The organism is Scandinavium goeteborgense (genome assembly GCF_003935895.2).
Classification (GTDB): Bacteria; Pseudomonadota; Gammaproteobacteria; order Enterobacterales; family Enterobacteriaceae; genus Scandinavium; species Scandinavium goeteborgense.
The window spans coordinates 4432433-4452553 of sequence record NZ_CP054058.1 but is presented as its reverse complement, the minus strand read 5'-3'; the positions used below and the strand labels follow the sequence as shown (position 1 = coordinate 4452553).

Here is a 20121-nt window from a genome sequence, read left to right as displayed (position 1 = left end):
TTAATAAAGGGCCAGGGCACGCGCCCGGACCATAATCCCGCACAGTTTACCTGAGAGGTGTGACCATGACACCAGCAAAGCCTCTGTGTATGTGCGCTAATGCATATAATTTTAACGGCTATTTCCCGATTGCTCAATCTATACGCAAAGAAGTTTAGATGTCCAGATGTATTGACGTCTATTGTGACAGTGGTTACTCTGAGACCTGACTTTTCACCGATGAAGCCAGGAACGATTCACCATGACGCGTAAACAAGCCACTATCGCAGTGCGTAGCGGGTTAAATGATGACGAGCAATATGGCTGCGTTGTCCCCCCGATCCACCTCTCCAGTACGTATAATTTCACCGGATTTAACGAACCACGTGCCCATGACTATTCCCGTCGCGGTAACCCGACGCGTGATGTCGTGCAGCGTGCGCTGGCAGAACTGGAAGGCGGCGCGGGTGCTGTTCTGACGAACACCGGCATGTCCGCCATTCTTCTGGTCACCACCGTTTACCTGAAGCCGGGCGATCTGCTGGTGGCGCCACATGACTGTTACGGCGGCAGCTACCGTTTGTTCGACAGCCTGGCGAAACGCGGCTGTTATCGTGTGCTGTTTGTCGATCAGAATAACGAGCAGGCGCTCAAAGCCGCGCTGGCGGAAAAACCGAAGCTGGTTCTGGTCGAAAGCCCAAGTAATCCGTTGTTGCGCGTCGTGGATATTGCGAAAATCTGCGAGCTGGCGCGTGAAGCCGGGGCCGTGAGCGTGGTGGATAACACCTTCCTCAGCCCGGCGTTGCAAAACCCGCTGGCGCTGGGCGCCGATCTGGTTCTGCATTCCTGCACCAAATACCTCAACGGCCACTCTGATGTGGTCGCGGGCGTGGTGATTGCCAAAGATCAGGAAACCGTCACTGAGCTGGCATGGTGGGCGAATAACATCGGCGTCACCGGCGGAGCATTTGACAGCTACCTGCTGCTGCGCGGCCTGCGTACGCTTTCTCCGCGTATGGAAGTGGCCCAGCGCAACGCCACGGCAATTGTTGAGTTCCTGAAGCAGCAACCGCTGGTGAAAAAGCTGTATCATCCTTCTCTGCCGGAAAACCAGGGCCATGAAATCGCGGCTCGTCAGCAGAAAGGCTTCGGCGCAATGCTCAGTTTTGAACTGGACGGCGACGAAAACACCCTGCGCCGTTTCCTGGGTGGCCTGGAGTTGTTCACATTGGCAGAATCGTTAGGCGGCGTGGAAAGTTTGATTTCTCACGCAGCAACCATGACCCACGCGGGCATGGCGCCAGAAGCACGCGCGGCGGCAGGGATTTCAGAAACGCTGCTGCGTATTTCGACCGGTATTGAAGACAGTGAAGATTTAATTGCCGACCTGGAAAATGGGTTCCGGGCAGCAAACGAGGGGTAAACATGAGTGTGATAGCGCAGGCAGGGACGAAGGCTCGTCAACTGCATAAGTTTGGTGGGAGTAGTCTGGCGGATGTGAAATGTTACCTGCGCGTGGCAGGGATTATGGCTGAGCACTCGCAGCCAGAAGACATGATGGTCGTTTCCGCCGCTGGCAGCACCACTAACCAGCTGATCAGCTGGCTGAAACTCAGCCAGACTGACAGACTTTCTGCGCATCAGGTTCAGCAGGCGCTGCGCCGTTATCAGATTGAACTGGTGACCGGGCTGCTGCCTGCCGAGGTGGCCGACAGCATGATCGCTGAATTTATTCACGATCTTGAACGTCTGGCCACGCTCCTCGACGGCGGTATCAATGACGTGGTTTACGCCGAAGTCGTGGGCCACGGCGAAGTGTGGTCCGCACGGTTGATGGCTGCCGTTTTGCAACAACAAGGTCTGGACGCCGCATGGCTCGACGCACGTGCATTTCTGCGTGCCGAGCGCGGCGCTCAACCACAGGTCGATGAAGGCCTCTCTTTCCCACTGCTTCAGCAACTGCTGGCGCAGCATCCAAACAAACGTCTGGTGGTGACCGGGTTTATCAGCCGCGATACTGAAGGCGGTACGGTGCTACTGGGCCGTAACGGTTCTGACTACTCGGCAACGCAAATTGGTGCGCTGGCGGGCGTGTCTCGCGTCACCATCTGGAGCGACGTGGCAGGCGTGTACAGCGCCGACCCGCGTAAAGTGAAAGATGCGTGTCTGCTGCCGCTGCTGCGACTCGACGAAGCCAGTGAACTGGCGCGTCTGGCGGCTCCGGTGCTTCACGCCCGTACGCTGCAACCCGTCTCCGGCAGCGATATCGATTTGCAGCTGCGCTGCAGCTACACCCCGGATCAGGGTTCAACCCGCATCGAACGCGTGCTTGCTTCCGGAACCGGGGCGCGCATCGTCACCAGTCATGATGACGTTTGCCTGATTGAATTCCAGGTCCCGTCCAGCCAGGACTTTAAGCTGGCACACAAAGAAATCGACCTCATTTTCAAGCGCGCGCATGTGCGCCCGCTGGCGGTGGGCGTGCATCCCGACCGTCATCTGCTGCAGTTCTGCTATACCGCCGAAGTGGCGGACAGCGCCCTGAAGCTGCTTGATGAAGCGGGCCTGCCGGGCGAGCTGCGTTTACGCCAGGGGCTGGCATTGATTGCCATGGTCGGCGCGGGCGTGACCCGTAACCCGCTGCACTGCCATCGTTTCTGGCAACAGCTGAAAGGCCAGCCGGTGGAGTTCACCTGGCAGTCGGAAGAAGGCATCAGCCTGGTGGCGGTTCTGCGTACCGGGCCGACCGAAAGCCTGATTCAGGGCCTGCACCAGTCGCTGTTTCGCGCTGAAAAACGCATTGGTCTGGTGCTGTTTGGCAAAGGCAATATCGGTTCACGTTGGCTGGAGCTGTTTGCCCGCGAGCAAAGCACGTTGTCGGCGCGTACCGGATTTGAGTTTGTGCTGGCAGGCGTGGTCGACAGCCGCCGCAGCCTGCTGAATTACGAAGGCCTGGACGCCAGCCGCGCGCTCGCATTCTTTAATGATGAAGCCGTAGAGCAGGACGAAGAATCGCTGTTCCTGTGGATGCGGGCGCATCCGTACGATGATTTGGTGGTCCTGGATGTTACCGCCAGCGCCCAGCTCGCCGAGCAGTATCTGGATTTCGCCAGCCACGGTTTCCATGTGATCAGCGCCAACAAACTCGCCGGGGCCAGCACCAGCGACAAATACCGCCAAATCCACGACGCGTTCGAAAAAACGGGTCGCCACTGGCTGTATAACGCCACCGTTGGCGCAGGCCTGCCGGTGAACTTCACCGTTCGCGACTTGCGTGATAGCGGCGACACGATTCTGGCCATCAGCGGGATTTTCTCCGGCACGCTTTCGTGGCTGTTCCTGCAGTTCGACGGCACCGTGCCGTTCACCGAGCTGGTGGATCAGGCATGGCAGCAAGGCTTGACTGAACCCGACCCGCGCGTTGATTTGTCCGGCAAAGATGTCATGCGCAAGCTGGTGATCCTCGCCCGTGAAGCGGGTTACAACATCGAACCTGACCAGGTGCGTGTCGAATCGCTGGTGCCCTCGCATTGCGAAGAAGGGTCTATCGATCACTTCTTTGAGAACGGCGAAGACCTGAACGAACAGATGATTCAGCGTCTGGAAGCCGCGCAGGAAATGGGCCTTGTGCTGCGCTATGTGGCGCGTTTCGATGCCAACGGCAAAGCGCGTGTCGGCGTTGAAGCCGTGCGGCCTGAACATCCGCTGGCGGCGCTGCTGCCGTGCGATAACGTCTTTGCGATCGAAAGCCGCTGGTATCGTGATAACCCGCTGGTTATCCGCGGACCTGGGGCCGGTCGTGACGTGACGGCCGGGGCTATTCAGTCAGACATCAACCGTCTGGCGCAGCTGCTGTAATCTCCAGCGGCCCTCTCCCCAATGGGGAGAGGGCATCAAATAACACCCGCTCTCCACCCTCCCATGAATTATTTTCACCTTCGCTGAACATTCCTCACTCTTTCTGCTGTTTTTTCTGTTGACGTCATCACTCTTTTCCGTCATTTTTACATCTGGACGTCTAAACGTATAGATGCTCATAAAACAACACATAACGACATGCGATTGAAGAGGTAAGGTATGAGCTTTTTTCACGCCAACCAGCGGGAAGCCCTGAATCAGAGCCTGGCAGAAGTACAGGGCCAGATTAATGTTTCCTTTGAGTTTTTCCCGCCGCGCACCAGTGAAATGGAGCAAACCCTGTGGGCCTCTATCGATCGTCTGAGCAGCCTGAAACCCAAGTTTGTCTCCGTGACCTACGGCGCGAACTCGGGCGAACGTGACCGCACGCACAGCATCATTAAAGGCATCAAGGATCGCACGGGGCTTGAAGCGGCACCGCATTTGACTTGTATCGACGCCACGCGTGACGAGCTGCGCGCCATCGCTCAGGACTACTGGAATAACGGCATTCGTCATATCGTCGCCTTGCGCGGTGACCTGCCGCCGGGCAGCGGCAAGCCGGATATGTATGCCACAGATTTGGTCGCGCTGCTGAAAGACGTGGGTGACTTTGATATCTCTGTCGCGGCGTACCCAGAAGTGCACCCGGAAGCGAAAAGCGCCCAGGCGGATTTGCTCAACCTGAAACGTAAAGTCGACGCCGGGGCAAACCGCGCGATCACGCAGTTCTTCTTCGACGTTGAAAGCTACCTGCGATTCCGCGATCGCTGCGCCTCGACCGGCATCGACGTAGAAATTATCCCGGGCATTCTGCCAGTGTCGAATTTCAAACAGGCGAAGAAATTTGCCGATATGACCAACGTGCGCATCCCGACGTGGATGGCGAAAATGTTTGAAGGGCTGGATGACGACGCGGAAACCCGCAAACTGGTCGGCGCCAATATCGCCATGGACATGGTGAAAATCCTGAGCCGTGAAGGCGTGAAAGACTTCCACTTCTACACCCTGAACCGCGCCGAGATGAGCTACGCCATCTGCCACACGCTCGGTGTACGTCCAGCGGTATAAACAATGGCCCTCTCACGAGGGCTTTTTTCTTCTCTGCAGCAAAATTCCCCTCTCAATTACGACGAAACGCCGACAGTTAAGCGCCCCGCCTTCCCTGCATAATCTATGGTTATTGTTGAAAGTTTACGGACACGTCGACATTTCTATAAACAACATTTGTTATGTTGTTTATGGCCAGAAGGAAACAACTATCAAATCTGTAGATTTTATCATCTATAACTTATCTACAGAGCTGTATATCCTGGTATTAAAACACTGAAGGGAACAGGAAGATGAGCAATCAAGAAAACGATCACAATACGTTGTCTGCAGGGAAGTGTCCTTTTCATCAGGGCGGCCATGACGAAAGCGCAGGGGCCGGAACCAGCACACGCGACTGGTGGCCAAAACAACTTCGGATAGATCTCCTCAATCAGCACTCCAACCGCTCGAACCCGTTGGGCGAAGACTTCGATTACCGCAAAGAATTCAGCAAGCTGGACTACTCCGCCCTGAAAGGCGACCTCAAAGCACTGTTAACCGATTCACAGCCGTGGTGGCCAGCCGACTGGGGCAACTACGCGGGCCTGTTTATCCGTATGGCCTGGCACGGGGCCGGAACTTACCGTTCCGTCGACGGTCGTGGCGGTGCAGGACGCGGTCAGCAACGCTTTGCGCCGCTGAACTCCTGGCCGGATAACGTCAGCCTCGATAAAGCTCGCCGCCTGCTGTGGCCTGTCAAACAGAAATACGGCCAGAAAATTTCCTGGGCTGACCTGTTCATTCTCGCGGGTAACGTCGCGCTGGAAAACTCAGGCTTCCGTACCTTTGGTTTTGGTGCCGGGCGTGAAGACGTTTGGGAACCAGATCTCGACGTTAACTGGGGTGATGAAAAAGCCTGGCTGGAACACCGTGACCCGGAAGCCCTGGCGAAACGTCCGCTGGCCGCTACCGAAATGGGACTGATCTACGTGAACCCGGAAGGGCCAAACGCCAGCGGTGAACCGCTTTCTGCGGCCGCAGCGATTCGTGCCACCTTCGGCAACATGGGCATGAACGACGAAGAAACCGTGGCGCTGATCGCCGGTGGTCATACCTTGGGTAAAACCCATGGTGCAGCGTCAGCAAGCCATGTCGGTGTCGATCCAGAAGCAGCATCCATTGAATCTCAGGGCCTGGGTTGGGCCAGCAGCCATGCCAGCGGCGTCGGCGCAGATGCCATTACCTCTGGCCTGGAAGTGGTGTGGTCCCAGACTCCGACCCAATGGAGCAATTACTTCTTCGAGAACCTGTTCAAATATGAGTGGGTACAAACGCGCAGCCCGGCTGGTGCTATCCAGTTCGAAGCCGCCGATGCGCCAGACCTCATTCCTGACCCGTTCGATCCGTCCAAAAAACGTAAGCCAACGATGCTGGTTACTGACCTGACGCTGCGTTTCGATCCGGATTTCGAAAAAATTTCCCGTCGTTTCCTCAACGATCCGCAGGCGTTTAACGAAGCCTTTGCCCGGGCGTGGTTCAAACTGACTCACCGCGATATGGGGCCGAAAGCGAGATACATCGGTCCAGAAGTACCGAAAGAAGATCTGATTTGGCAGGATCCGCTGCCGCATCCGTTCTTCCAGCCATCAGCGTATGACATTGAGAGCCTGAAAGAGGATATTGCCGCTTCAGGGCTGTCTGTCAGCGAACTGGTGTCGGTGGCGTGGGCATCTGCATCGACCTTCCGCGGTGGTGATAAACGCGGCGGCGCTAATGGCGCGCGTCTGGCGCTGGATCCGCAGCGTCATTGGGACGTGAACGCCACGGCGGCGCGTGTTCTGCCCGTACTGGAAGGCATTTATAAATCCGCACATAAAGCGTCACTGGCCGATATCATCGTGCTGGCAGGCGTGGTGGGCGTTGAGCAAGCAGCCAAAGCGGCGGGCGTGCCTGTCACCGTACCGTTCGTGCCTGGCCGTGTCGATGCGCGTCAGGATCAGACGGACGTTGAAATGTTCAATCTGATGGAACCTGCGGCTGACGGTTTCCGTAACTACCGTGCGCGTCTGGATGCTGCGACTACCGAATCTCTGCTGATTGATAAAGCCCAGAAGTTGACGCTGACCGCACCGGAAATGACCGCTCTGGTGGGTGGCCTCCGGGTGCTCGGTACGAACTTTGATGGCAGTCAACACGGCGTATTCACTGAAAACGTGGGCGTGCTCAGCAACGATTTCTTCGCAAATCTGCTGGATATGAACAACGAGTGGAAAGCCGCCGATGCCTCTAACGAGCTGTTCGAAGGTCGCTGCCGTCAGAGCGGTGAAGTGAAATACACCGCAACGCGTTCAGATCTGGTCTTTGGATCTAACGCTGTGCTGCGTGCGCTGTCAGAAGTCTATGCCAGCAGCGATGCCAAAGAGAAGTTTGTAAAAGACTTCGTGGCGGCATGGGTGAAAGTGATGAATCTGGATCGCTTCGACTTGCTGTAATTCTGTGTCGCAATAAAAAATCCCCGCTAAAAAGCGGGGATTTTTATTTGTATTGCCCGGCGGCACACTTCGTTTGCACCGCCCTGGATGACGCAACCTTAACCGGTGTTACGCATACCCGCCGCCACGCCGGCGATGGTCACCATCAGCGCTTGTTCCACGCGTGGATCTGGCTCTTTGCCTTCTTCTTCCGCCAGACGCGAACGGTGCAGCAGCTCAGCCTGCAGAACGTTCAGTGGGTCGGTGTAGATGTTACGCAGCTGAATTGACTCGGCAATCCACGGCAAATCAGCCATCAGGTGAGAATCGTTGGCGATATCCAGTACCACTTTGATGTCAGCTTCCAGCAGCTTGCGCAGCTCGGCACCCAGCGGCCACAGCTCTTTCTTCACCAGGCGCTGATCGTAGTACTCCGCCAGCCACAGGTCAGCTTTAGCGAATACCATTTCCAGCATGCCCAGGCGAGTGGAGAAGAATGGCCAGTCGCGGCACATAGTTTCCAGTTCGCTCTGCTTACCGTCTTCCACCACTTTCTGCAGCGCTGCACCGGCACCCAGCCAGGCGGGCAGCATCAGGCGGTTTTGCGTCCAGGCGAAAATCCACGGGATAGCGCGCAGAGACTCTACGCCGCCGGTCGGACGACGTTTTGCCGGACGTGAACCCAGCGGCAGTTTGCCCAGCTCCTGCTCTGGCGTTGCAGAACGGAAGTACGGTACAAAATCTTTATTTTCACGCACATACCCGCGGTACATGTCGCAGGAGATATCCGACAGCTCCGCCATGATGTGACGCCATTCCGGTTTTGGCTCCGGCGGCGGCAGCAGGTTCGCTTCGAGAATCGCGCTGGTGTACAGCGACAGGCTGCTGATGGTGACTTCCGGCAGGCCGTACTTGAAGCGGATCATCTCGCCCTGTTCGGTGACACGCAGGCCGCCTTTCAGGCTGCCCGGCGGCTGAGAAAGCAGCGCCGCATGGGCTGGCGCACCACCGCGACCGATAGAACCGCCGCGACCGTGGAACAGTGTCAGTTCGATACCGGCTTTTTCGCAGGTTTTGATCAGCGCGTCTTGCGCCTGATACTGCGCCCAGGAAGCGGCCATCACGCCCGCATCTTTTGCGGAGTCGGAATAGCCAATCATGACCATCTGTTTGCCCTGGATGAAGCCGCGATACCAGTCGATGTTCAGCAGTTGCGTCATGACATCGTTGGCATTGTTGAGGTCATCGAGTGTTTCAAACAGCGGTGCAACCGGCAGCGCAAAGCCGATCCCGGCTTCTTTCAGCAGCAGGTGAACGGCCAGCACGTCGGACGGCGTTTTTGCCATCGAGATAACGTACGCGGCAACAGAGCCTTTCGGTGCCTCGGCGATCACTTTGCAGGTGTCGAGCACTTCGCGGGTTTCTTCGCTCGGCTCCCACTGGCGCGGCAGCAGAGGACGTTTTGAATTCAGTTCGCGGATCAGGAATGCCTGTTTGTCGGCTTCAGACCAGTTTTCGTAATCGCCAATGCCGAGGTAGCGGGTCAGTTCGCCCAGCGCTTCGGTGTGACGGGTACTTTCCTGGCGTACGTCGATACGGACCAGCGGCACGCCAAAACACTTCACGCGGCGCAGAGTGTCGAGCAGTTCGCCGTTGGCGATAATGCCCATACCGCAAGCCTGCAACGATTTATAGCAGGCGTACAGCGGCTCCCACAACTGCTCGTTTTGAGTCAGCAGACCGGCAGGTTTCGGCAGTTTTTCGCCTTTCAGGCGCGCTTCCAGCCAGGCCTGGGTCGCCATCAGCTGGCTACGCAGGGTTTTCAGCAGGTAGCGGTAAGGTTCGGCTGCACCGGCTTCGCCAACGTATTCCCGCAGTTCGTCGGTGCATTCCACCATCGACAGTTCGGAAATCAGCAACTGCACATCTTTCATGAACAGATCGGTCGCTTTCCAACGACCCAACAGCAGCACCGTGCGGGTGATGTCGGAGGTGACGTTCGGGTTGCCGTCACGGTCACCGCCCATCCACGAGGTGAAGCGCACAGGCACGAAATCAACCGGCAGCTGATAACCGAGGTTATCTTCCAGCTGTTCATTCAGTTCGCGCAGATAATTCGGCACGCCTTCCCACAGGCTATTTTCGACGACCGCAAAGCCCCATTTGGCTTCATCAACCGGGCTTGGGCGATGCTTGCGAATTTCATCGGTATGCCAGGACTGCGCAATCAGCTGGCGCAGACGGCGCATCAGCTGGTGCTGTTCGTAGTCGGCGATATCTTTGTTATCCAGCTGCTTCAGGCAGCTATTCACTTCGACCATTTTGTGGATCAGCGTCCGGCGGGTGATCTCCGTCGGGTGCGCGGTAAGAACCAGTTCCAGCGACAGGTTTTCCACCGCTTTTTTGATGATCGCTTCGTTCAGGTTCGGTTGATCTTTGAGTTTACGCAGGGTGCGGGCAATCACTTCCGGATTGCTGGCCGCTTCGCCTTTCGGCGAAATGCTGTGGTATTGCTCGGCGGTATTCGCCAGATTCAGAAACTGGCTGAATGCACGGGCGACCGGCAGCAGCTCGTCGTTAGAGAGATTCTGTAACGTGGTGAGCAACTCCTGGCGATTGGCTTCATTGCCCGCGCGGGAGGATTTTGACAACTTACGAATGGTTTCAACGCGATCAAGAATGTTCTCGCCAAGGGCATCTTTAATCGTTTCCCCTAACACCTTACCGAGCATACTGACATTACTACGCAAAGCGGAATATTGTTCGTTCATTACCCCAGACACCCCATCTCATTTATGTATGTCCCTGGATTTCGCACAACCGTGATGATACCGCTGACGGCGATACAAAATCGTTCGGACATGGTATTCGGTATTTTCTCGTCTTCACTTTATAAAGCCACGTAAAAACCCCTACGTCAATTGTTGCGAAATCGCTTCAGCAAACGAAAAAATGGCGGAAATTTGCCAAATTAAACTCAGCGGCAGTGAGATAAGCGCTTCTTATGGAAATGTGAAGTGAATCACCCTCTCAGGCAGAGAGGGTGGCGGCAGAATTAATGCCAGCAAAAGTGATGGACGACCTGGGTAATCAACTCGCGAGTCGGTTTGATGAAGCGTGTTTCGAGGTATTCATCTGGTTGATGCGCCTGATTGATGGAGCCCGGCCCGAGCACCAGCGTCGGACACAGCGTCTGAATGTATGGCGCTTCGGTGCAATAGTTCACCACTTCGGTTTTTGTGCCCAGCAGCTTTTCTACCACCTGAACCAGCTGATGGTCCGGCGGACAGGCATAGCCTGGGATTGGCGGATGCAGATCGGACACCGTCAGGCGGCCCGGCCATTTTTCACTGACCGGTGCCAGCGCTTCGGTCAGCAGCCCGTTGAGATCGTCGAGGGTCATACCCGGTAACGGACGAATATCCATATGCAGTTCGCAGCAGGCGCAGATACGGTTAGACGCATCACCGCCATGAATGGCACCGAGGTTGAGCGTCGGGTACGGCACCGCAAAGGCGTCGTAGTGATAACGCTCTTTCAACGAGTCGCGCAACTGCATGATGCGGCCAATGGCATCGTGCATCAGCTCGATGGCGTTCACGCCGCGGTCCGGATCACTCGAGTGCCCTGATTGCCCCAATACGCGAATGGCATTGGAAATATGGCCTTTGTGGGCGCGCACCGGCTGCAAGGACGTCGGCTCGCCGATGATGGCGCAGTCCGGACGTAGCGAGGTGGATTCAGAGAAATAGCGCGCGCCCGCCATGCTGGTTTCTTCGTCGGCAGTGGCCAGAATGTAGAGCGGTTTTTTCAGCTGCGTGATGTCGACGTCGCGCAGGGCGTCGAGAATAAAGGCGAAGAAGCCTTTCATGTCGGCGGTACCGAGGCCGTACAGCTTGTTGTCGTGCTCGGTCAGCGTGAAGGGATCGCGCGTCCAGCGGCCGTCGTCGAACGGAACGGTGTCCGTATGCCCGGTCAGTAACAGCCCGCCTGCGCCGTGTCCGGTGCTGGCCAGCATGTTGAATTTATGGCGCGTGCCTGGAACGGGCTGGATCTCGACGGTGAAGCCAATTGTGGCGAACCAATCCGCCAGCAGATTGATTAAACCTTCATTACTTTGATCAAGGGATTCTTCGGTGGCGCTGATGGACGGCGTGGCGATCAATGCGCGGTAAATCTCGATAAATGGCGGTAAATTGTTTTTCATTGTTGACACACCTTAGGTCATGATAGTATCAATATTCATGCAGTATTAGTGAATAAAAATACATTATCGTTGAGCATAAAGGAACCCGATGTTGAATACGCTGATTGTAGGCGCAAGCGGTTATGCAGGCGCTGAGCTGGTGAGTTACGTAAATCGTCATCCGCACATGAACATAACCGCTTTGACGGTCTCAGCGCAAAGCAATGATGCCGGAAAGTTAATTTCTGATCTGCATCCGCAGCTGAAAGGCATTGTCGATTTGCCCCTGCAGCCGATGTCCGATATTCGCGAATTTGCCGCGGGTGTGGACGTGGTGTTCCTCGCAACGGCCCACGAAGTGAGCCACGATCTGGCCCCACAGTTCCTCGACGCGGGCTGCGTGGTGTTTGACCTTTCCGGCGCGTTCCGCGTCAACGATGCTGATTTTTATCAGAAATATTATGGCTTCACGCACCAGCATCCTCAGCTGCTGGCGAAAGCGGTGTACGGCCTGGCAGAGTGGAGCGGCGATAAAATCAAAGAAGCGAATCTGATTGCGGTCCCGGGTTGCTACCCGACGGCGGCACAACTGTCGCTCAAACCGCTGATCGACGCCGGGCTGTTAGATCTTTCCCAATGGCCGGTGATCAACGCCACCAGTGGCGTAAGCGGAGCAGGGCGCAAAGCAGCAGTTTCCAACAGCTTCTGCGAAGTCAGCCTGCAACCCTATGGCGTGTTCAACCACCGCCATCACCCAGAAATCACCACTCACCTGGGCGCGGAAGTGATTTTCACCCCGCATCTGGGTAACTTTAAACGCGGTATTCTGGAAACTATTACCTGCCGCCTGAAGCCGGGCGTTACTCGCGCGCAGGTTGCGGATGTTTTCCAACAGGCGTATGCGAATAAACCGCTGGTGCGTCTGTATGACAACGGCGTTCCGGCCCTGAAAAATGTGGTCGGCCTGCCCTTCTGCGACATCGGTTTTGCCGTTCAGGGTGAGCACCTGATTGTGGTCGCCGCAGAAGATAACCTGCTCAAAGGCGCGGCGGCTCAGGCTGTGCAGTGCGCGAACATTCGTTTTGGCTATGCCGAAACCCAGTCTCTTCTTTAATGGATACCTGATGATGAATCCTTTAATTATCAAACTCGGTGGTGTACTGCTGGACAGTGAAGAAGCGCTGGAGCGTCTGTTTGCCGCGCTGGTTCATTACCGGGCGGAACATCAACGCCCGCTGGTTATCGTTCATGGCGGTGGCTGCGTGGTGGACGAACTGATGAAACAGCTGAATCTGCCGGTGAAGAAGAAGAATGGCCTGCGTGTAACGCCTGCCGACCAGATTGACATCATTACCGGTGCGCTGGCGGGTACGGCGAACAAAACGCTGCTGGCGTGGGCCAAAAAACATCAGATTGCATCCGTGGGCCTGTATCTTGGCGACGGAGACAGCGTGACGGTTACTCAGCTCGACGAAGCGCTGGGTCACGTAGGTCTGGCGAAACCGGGCTCTCCGGCGCTGATCAATACGCTGATGGCGGGCGGTTTCCTGCCGGTCGTGAGTTCTATCGGCGTGACCGAAGAAGGCCAACTGATGAACGTTAATGCTGACCAGGCCGCGACAGCGCTGGCGGCGACGCTCGGTGCGGACCTGATTCTGCTCTCCGATGTGAGCGGGATCCTTGATGGAAAAGGCCAGCGCATTGCCGAAATGACGGCGGCGAAGGCGGAACAGCTGATCGACCAGGGCATCATCACCGATGGCATGGTCGTCAAAGTGAATGCTGCGCTGGATGCCGCCCGTACGCTGGGTCGTCCGGTGGATATCGCGTCCTGGCGCAACGCTGAACAGCTGCCATCGCTGTTTAACGGCACGCCAATCGGTACGCGTATTCTGGCTTAATATTCTATGCCGGATAGCGCTACGCTTATCCGGCCTACGTGGTTTTGTAGGCCCGGTAAGCACTGCGCCACCGGGCAAAAAATTTCATTACTAAGGAAGCATGTTATGGCACTTTGGGGCGGGCGTTTTACTCAGGCAGCAGATCAGCGGTTCAAACAGTTCAACGACTCTTTGCGCTTTGACTACCGTCTGGCGGAGCAGGATATTATTGGCTCTGTGGCCTGGTCTAAAGCGCTGGTGACGGTCAACGTGTTGACCGCGACGGAACAGCAGCAGCTTGAAGAAGCGCTGAACGTTTTGCTCGAAGAAGTGCGTGCGAATCCGCAGCAGATTCTGGAGAGTGACGCGGAAGATATTCACAGCTGGGTGGAAGGCAAACTTATCGATAAAGTCGGCCAGCTGGGGAAAAAACTGCATACCGGACGTAGCCGTAATGACCAGGTGGCGACCGATCTCAAACTGTGGTGCAAAGACACGGTAACCGAACTGCTGAGCGCCAGTCGCCAGCTGCAGGCCGCGCTGGTGGAAACTGCGCAGCAAAACCAGGATGCGGTGATGCCGGGTTATACCCACTTGCAACGCGCGCAGCCGGTGACCTTTGCGCACTGGTGTCTGGCCTATGTCGAAATGCTGGCCCGTGACGAAAGCCGCTTGCAGGATACCTTGCGTCGTCTGGACGTGAGTCCGCTGGGCAGCGGTGCGCTGGCCGGTACCGCGTATGAAATCGATCGTGAGCAGCTGGCTGGCTGGCTGGGCTTTGCATCGGCAACCCGCAACAGTCTGGACAGCGTGTCCGACAGGGACCACGTGCTGGAGCTGCTGTCGAACGCCTCCATCGGCATGGTGCATCTGTCGCGTTTCGCCGAAGACCTGATTTTCTTTAACTCCGGTGAAGCGGGCTTTGTGGAGCTGTCTGACCGCGTGACCTCGGGTTCCTCCCTGATGCCGCAGAAGAAAAACCCCGATGCGCTGGAGCTGATCCGCGGTAAATGTGGCCGCGTGCAGGGCGCGCTGACAGGCATGATGATGACCCTGAAAGGCCTGCCGCTGGCGTATAACAAAGATATGCAGGAAGACAAAGAAGGGCTGTTCGACGCACTGGACACCTGGCTCGATTGCCTGCATATGGGCGCGCTGGTGCTGGACGGCATTCAGGTGAAACGCCCGCGTTGTCAGGAAGCGGCGCAGCAGGGTTATGCCAACTCGACCGAACTTGCGGACTATCTGGTCGCCAAAGGTGTTCCGTTCCGTGAAGCGCACCATATTGTGGGTGAAGCAGTGGTGGAAGCCATTCGTCAGGGCAAACCGCTGGAAGCGCTGACGCTAACAGAGTTGCAGAAATTCAGCGCAGTGATTGGCGACGATGTTTACCCGATTTTGTCGCTGCAATCGTGCCTCGATAAGCGTGCCGCTCAAGGTGGCGTGTCGCCGAAACAGGTTGCGCAGGCGATCAAAGATGCGCAGGAACGTTTGGGCTAAGTCTGTGAAAATGCCGGGTGGCGCTGCGCTTACCCGGCCTACAAATACCGTTCGAGCCTGGCGAAATGCCGGGTTTTTTTATGCAAAAAAAACGGACCACAGGGGACTTGATAGGGATTATCGTTCGTTGCTATGCTATCTATCGCCATGAACTATCGTGGCGATGGAGGATGAATAATGAATATTCGTGATCTTGAATACCTGGTTGCCTTAGCAGAGCATCGTCATTTCCGCCGTGCGGCGGATTCCTGTCACGTGAGTCAGCCGACGTTAAGTGGGCAGATCCGCAAGCTGGAAGATGAGCTGGGCGTAATGCTGTTGGAGCGTACCAGCCGTAAGGTGCTGTTTACGCAGGCAGGATTATTGCTGGTGGACCAGGCGCGCACCGTGCTGCGCGAGGTAAAAGTGCTCAAGGAAATGGCGAGCCAACAGGGCGAAGCGATGTCCGGGCCGCTGCATATTGGCCTGATCCCCACCGTGGGGCCTTATCTGTTACCGCAGATTATCCCTATGCTGCATCAGACATTCCCTAAGTTGGAAATGTATCTGCACGAAGCGCAGACCCATCAGCTGCTGGCGCAACTCGACAGCGGCAAGCTCGACTGTGCAATCCTGGCGTTGGTCAAAGAGAGCGAAGCCTTTATTGAGGTGCCGCTGTTCGATGAGCCAATGATGCTGGCTATCTACGAAGATCACCCGTGGGCGAATCGTGACCGCGTGCCGATGTCCGATCTGGCCGGTGAAAAGCTGCTGATGCTGGAAGACGGGCACTGCCTGCGCGACCAGGCGATGGGCTTTTGTTTTGAAGCGGGAGCGGAGGAAGATACGCATTTCCGCGCCACCAGTCTGGAAACGCTGCGCAATATGGTTGCAGCAGGCAGCGGTATTACGCTGTTACCGGCATTGGCGGTTCCGCCAGAACGTAAACGTGATGGCGTGGTTTATCTGCCGTGCATTAAGCCGGAGCCTCGTCGTACCGTCGGTCTGGTTTACCGTCCAGGTTCACCGCTGCGCAGCCGCTATGAGCAGCTGGCAGAGGCCATCCGCACGCAGATGGATGGTCATTTCGACAAACCGTTAAAACAGGCGGTTTAAGCCGTTCAGCGCGGCAACCCGATAGGCTTCCGCCATGGTCGGGTAGTTAAAGGTGGTGTTAACGAAGTACTCGATGGTGTTACCTCCACCTTTTTGCTCCATTATCGCCTGGCCGATGTGAATGATTTCGGCCGCGCGCTCGCCAAAGCAATGAATCCCCAAAATTTCCTTGGTTTCCCGATGAAACAGGATCTTCAGCGTTCCCACATTCATGCCGACAATTTGCGCCCGCGCCAGGTGCTTAAACTGCGCCCGACCGACTTCGTACGGCACTTTCATCGCCGTCAGCTGCTGTTCGGTTTTACCGACAGAACTGATTTCCGGGATGGTGTAGATGCCCGTTGGAATGTCTTCAATCAGGTGCGCGGTGGCTTCGCCTTTGACCAGAGCCTGGGCAGCAATTCGACCCTGATCGTAAGCTGCAGACGCCAGACTCGGATAACCGATAACGTCGCCGACTGCATAGATATGCGGAATGGCGGTCTGGTACATGCTGTTCACTTTCAGCTGACCGCGGCTGTCGGTTTGCAGGCCGATGTTTTCCAGCGCCAGGCTGTCGGTGTTACCGGTACGTCCGTTAGCGAACAGCAGGCAGTCGGCTTTGAGCTTTTTGCCGGACTTCAGGTGCATGATCACGCCGTCGTCCATCCCTTCAATCTTCTCGTACTCTTCGTTGTGGCGAATGACCACGCCGCTGTTCCAGAAGTGATATGAAAGGGAGTCTGACATTTCCTGATCGAGGAAGGCCAACAGGCGATCGCGGGTGTTGATCAAATCAACTTTTACCTCCATTCCGCGGAAGATCGACGCATATTCGCAGCCGATCACCCCGGCACCGTAGATGATCACGTGACGTGGTTCATGGTGCAGGCTGAGGATAGAGTCGCTGTCGTAGACGCGCGGGTGTGAGAAGTCGACATCGTCCGGACGATAAGGACGCGAGCCGCAGGCGATAATAAATTTCTCCGCCGTCACCGTTTCGACCGAGCCGTCATGGCACTCTAGGGCGATGGTGTGTTCGTCAACAAAGTGGGCATCCCCCTGCAGAATTTCGCAGTGGTTTCGTTCGTAGAACCCCTGGCGCATCCGAGTCTGCTGGTTAATCACGCTGTCGGCATGGTTGAGAATGTCGGCGAATGAAGAACGAAGTAGTCGGGTATGGTCGCTGTAGAGAGGGTTCTGGTTGAATTCGATAATGCGGCTTACGGCGTGACGAAGCGCTTTCGATGGGATGGTGCCCCAGTGAGTACAGCCCCCGCCGACGTTGTGATAACGCTCGATGACGGCGACACGGGCTCCTTGCTTAACCAGCCCCATTGCAGCGCCTTCGCCGCCCGGGCCAGAACCAATTACTATTGCATCATAATCGTAGGTGTGTGGCATGGTAAGGCTTACCTGTTCTTATACATAAAAGCAACAGAATAGTAACATCATTGCCCCGATAACCCAATTATCGTTGTGCTTTTTTCACACTGGAGAGCACAAACCGCCCGTAAACAATCATTCACAAAGCACCTCAAACAGATTAGTTTTAATCTCTGGTATAGTGCCGACAAGGCAGATGGAAGGATTCAGACATCGTGATGGGCGTTAGAGCGCTACAAAAAGAAAAAACCCGCCGTTCGCTGGTGGAAGCCGCATTCAGTCAACTGAGTGCTGAAAGAAGTTTTGCCAGCCTGAGCCTGCGTGAAGTTGCGCGCGAGGCGGGGATTGCGCCGACCTCTTTCTATCGTCATTTCCGCGATGTGGATGAACTCGGTCTGACCATGGTCGACGAAAGCGGACTAATGCTGCGTCAACTTATGCGTCAGGCGCGTCAGCGTATTGCCAAAGGCGGCAGCGTTATTCGCACCTCCGTGTCGACCTTTATGGAATTTATCGGCAATAACCCCAACGCATTCCGCTTACTGTTGCGTGAACGTTCCGGCACTTCTGCGGCGTTTCGTGCCGCCGTCGCCCGTGAGATTCAGCACTTTATTGCGGAACTTGCCGACTATCTTGAAATCGAAAACCATATGCCGCGCGCCTTCACTGAAGCGCAAGCCGAAGCGATGGTCACCATCGTTTTCAGTGCAGGTGCAGAAGCACTGGACGTCGGCCCTGAACAGCGTCGGCAATTAGAAGAGCGACTGGTACTGCAGCTGCGGATGATTTCCAAAGGCGCGTATTACTGGTATCGCCGTGAACAAGAGAAAGTGCACACCATTCCGAAAAATGTGAAGGATGAGTAATGAAACAGACAGGTCAAGACAGAGGTACGTTGTTACTGGCGTTGGTCGCTGGTTTATCCATTAATGGGACATTTGCTGCCCTCTTCAGCTCCATCGTACCCTTTACCGTATTCCCCCTGATTGCGCTGGTGCTGACGGTGTACTGTCTGCATCAACGTTACCAAAACCGCACTATGCCGGTTGGGCTGCCAGGGCTTGCCGCCGCGTGTTTTATCCTCGGCGTGTTGGTTTACAGTACCGTCGTACGTGCGGAATACCCGGATATCGGCTCTAACTTCTTCCCGGCCGTACTGTCGGTGATTATGGTGTTCTGGATTGGTTTTCGGATGCGTAATCGTAACGCTGAAATCGCGGAATAATGCGGATGAGCCCTCTCAACGAGAGGGCTAAAAGGCGGGTTACTTCTTCGTCAGCCAGACCCCACACTCCATGTGATGAGTGTACGGGAACTGATCGAACAGCGCCAGGCGCTCAACGTTGTGCGTTTGGCCTAACGTTTCCAGATTCTTACATAACGTTTCCGGATTGCAGGAAATGTACAGAATACGCGGGTACGCCTGCACCATCTTCTCGGTTTCGCTGTCCAGCCCGCTGCGCGGTGGATCGACGAAAATCGTTTCACACTGATAACCCTTCAGATCGATACCCTGCAAACGGTTAAACTCACGAACGCCGTTCATCGCCTGGGTAAACTCTTCCGCAGACATACGAATAATTTGCACGTTATCAATGTGGTTAGCCGCAATGTTGTACTGCGCAGCCGCCACAGAGGGTTTGGCAATTTCGGTCGCCAGCACGCGATCAAAGTTGCGCGCCAACGCCAGCGAGAAGTTACCGTTACCGCAGTACAACTCCAGCAAATCGCCTTTCGAATTCTCAGTGGCATTCAGCGCCCATTCCAGCATCTGAATGTTCATCGCCGCATTCGGCTGGGTGAAGCTATTTTCCACCTGACGGTAAATCATTTCCTGTCCGCCGACCGGCAAACGCTCATCAATAAAGTCCTGATCCAGTGCGATTTTGGTTTTCGTCGCACGTCCAATCAGATGCACGTTCAGGTTGGCGGCGCGTAACGCGTCACGCAGTACCGTGGCGGCAGCCTGCCATTCGTCATCAAGCTTCTTATGATAAAGCAGGGATACGATGGCCTGATTGCTCATGGTGGTCAGGTAATCAATCTGGAACAGCTTGTGACGCAGGACTTTCTCGCCCTTTACGCCTTCCAGAATGGCTTTCATTAGCGCGTTAATCCGTTCGCTGGCCGCCGGGAAGGTATCGACACGAATGCGCTGTTTGGTCGCCTGATCGAAGATGATGTGATAGAGGTCGTCTCCGTCGTGCCACATGCGGAATTCAGCACGCATGCGGTAGTGACTGACAGGTGAGCGGAACACCTCCGGCGCAGGGGCATTGTGTGGCGCCATCATGCTTTGCAGGCGGACAACTTTCTCTGCTAGCTGGGCCTCGTACTGTTCTGTCGGCAGGTGTTCGGGGGTCATGATGCTTCCTGAAAGAGATAAATAACGCGGCGATTGTAGGGAATGCTCACAGGATGTCCAGCCCTTGATGGCCTGGGGCCGATGATTAGCAGTCTGGACATCTGCATGTTACTGAATGTAGCATCCTGTTTCCGGTCTTGTGAGTTAAAAGGGAATCCAGTGCAAATCTGGAGCTGACGCGCAGCGGTAGAGTAAGGCGAAATGAGAGCGTAAGCAGACACTGCCGGCAGGTGGGAAGTCATCGTTTCATTGCCCCGAGTATGTTTGGGGAGCCTTCTAGCCCGAAGACCTGCCGGAGTACGTCGCAACGGATCCTCATCATCGCGAGCTACTGATGAGACCAGCGGCATC

13 protein-coding genes, 1 pseudogene and 1 riboswitch are annotated in these 20121 nt (G+C 55.9%); of the genes and pseudogenes, 10 read left to right on the top strand and 4 right to left on the bottom strand.

Annotated features, from left to right (window positions below; all coding sequences use genetic code 11):
* Window positions 1–241: 241 nt before the first annotated feature.
* From metB to katG, 4 genes are all read left to right on the top strand, one after another.
* Window positions 242–1402 carry a cystathionine gamma-synthase gene (metB, locus tag A8O29_RS22010; RefSeq protein WP_133462441.1) on the top strand — a complete coding sequence of 387 codons (1161 nt, stop codon included), beginning with the start codon at window positions 242–244 and terminating at the stop codon, window positions 1400–1402.
* A gap of 2 nt (window positions 1403–1404) precedes the next feature.
* Entirely contained in the window at window positions 1405–3837 is a 2433-nt protein-coding gene (locus tag A8O29_RS22005; RefSeq protein ID WP_159466051.1) for a bifunctional aspartate kinase/homoserine dehydrogenase II, read from the top strand.
* Window positions 3838–4056: 219 nt separating this feature from the next.
* Window positions 4057–4947, top strand: a complete 891-nt coding sequence (gene metF / locus A8O29_RS22000) for a methylenetetrahydrofolate reductase (protein ID WP_110511850.1) — start codon at window positions 4057–4059, stop codon at window positions 4945–4947.
* A gap of 272 nt (window positions 4948–5219) precedes the next feature.
* Window positions 5220–7400 (top strand): catalase/peroxidase HPI, encoded by a 2181-nt coding sequence (katG, locus tag A8O29_RS21995; RefSeq protein WP_174081418.1) that lies wholly within the window; start codon window positions 5220–5222, stop codon window positions 7398–7400.
* A 98-nt stretch (window positions 7401–7498) separates the two neighbouring features.
* Here the strand turns inward: katG and ppc are convergent, their stop codons facing one another.
* Both ppc and argE read right to left on the bottom strand, forming a co-directional pair.
* Window positions 7499–10150, bottom strand: coding sequence for a phosphoenolpyruvate carboxylase (gene ppc / locus A8O29_RS21990; protein WP_159466053.1), 2652 nt, complete (start codon window positions 10148–10150; stop codon window positions 7499–7501).
* A gap of 284 nt (window positions 10151–10434) precedes the next feature.
* The gene (gene argE / locus A8O29_RS21985; protein WP_133462446.1) at window positions 10435–11586 is read right to left on the bottom strand and encodes an acetylornithine deacetylase; all 1152 of its coding nucleotides are present in this window, start codon (window positions 11584–11586) and stop codon (window positions 10435–10437) included.
* Window positions 11587–11674: 88 nt separating this feature from the next.
* Between argE and argC the strand changes: the two genes are divergently transcribed.
* From argC to oxyR, 4 genes are all read left to right on the top strand, one after another.
* Window positions 11675–12679, top strand: a complete 1005-nt coding sequence (gene argC / locus A8O29_RS21980; protein WP_174081417.1) for an N-acetyl-gamma-glutamyl-phosphate reductase — start codon at window positions 11675–11677, stop codon at window positions 12677–12679.
* Window positions 12680–12689: 10 nt separating this feature from the next.
* Window positions 12690–13466 (top strand): acetylglutamate kinase, encoded by a 777-nt coding sequence (gene argB / locus A8O29_RS21975; RefSeq protein ID WP_159466055.1) that lies wholly within the window; start codon window positions 12690–12692, stop codon window positions 13464–13466.
* 105 nt (window positions 13467–13571) lie between these two features.
* Window positions 13572–14945, top strand: a complete 1374-nt coding sequence (gene argH, locus A8O29_RS21970) for an argininosuccinate lyase (RefSeq protein ID WP_159466056.1) — start codon at window positions 13572–13574, stop codon at window positions 14943–14945.
* Window positions 14946–15122: 177 nt separating this feature from the next.
* Window positions 15123–16040, top strand: a complete 918-nt coding sequence (oxyR, locus tag A8O29_RS21965) for a DNA-binding transcriptional regulator OxyR (protein WP_133462450.1) — start codon at window positions 15123–15125, stop codon at window positions 16038–16040.
* On the opposite strand, the gene sthA is transcribed toward oxyR, so the two are convergent.
* Window positions 16023–17423: a Si-specific NAD(P)(+) transhydrogenase gene (sthA, locus tag A8O29_RS21960; protein ID WP_110511842.1), complete on the bottom strand. Its 1401-nt coding sequence runs from the start codon at window positions 17421–17423 to the stop codon at window positions 16023–16025. The two genes, oxyR and sthA, sit on opposite strands and share 18 nt — an antisense overlap.
* A gap of 197 nt (window positions 17424–17620) precedes the next feature.
* Between sthA and fabR the strand changes: the two are divergent.
* Both fabR and A8O29_RS21950 read left to right on the top strand, forming a co-directional pair.
* A pseudogene (fabR, locus tag A8O29_RS21955) lies at window positions 17621–18267 on the top strand (HTH-type transcriptional repressor FabR).
* Window positions 18268–18270: 3 nt separating this feature from the next.
* The gene (locus A8O29_RS21950; protein ID WP_110511840.1) at window positions 18271–18630 is read left to right on the top strand and encodes a YijD family membrane protein; all 360 of its coding nucleotides are present in this window, start codon (window positions 18271–18273) and stop codon (window positions 18628–18630) included.
* 39 nt (window positions 18631–18669) lie between these two features.
* On the opposite strand, the gene trmA is transcribed toward A8O29_RS21950, so the two are convergent.
* Entirely contained in the window at window positions 18670–19770 is a 1101-nt protein-coding gene (gene trmA, locus A8O29_RS21945) for a tRNA (uridine(54)-C5)-methyltransferase TrmA (protein ID WP_159466058.1), read from the bottom strand.
* Between the two features lie 115 nt (window positions 19771–19885).
* Window positions 19886–20081: riboswitch (cobalamin riboswitch) on the top strand.
* Window positions 20082–20121 lie beyond the last annotated feature (40 nt).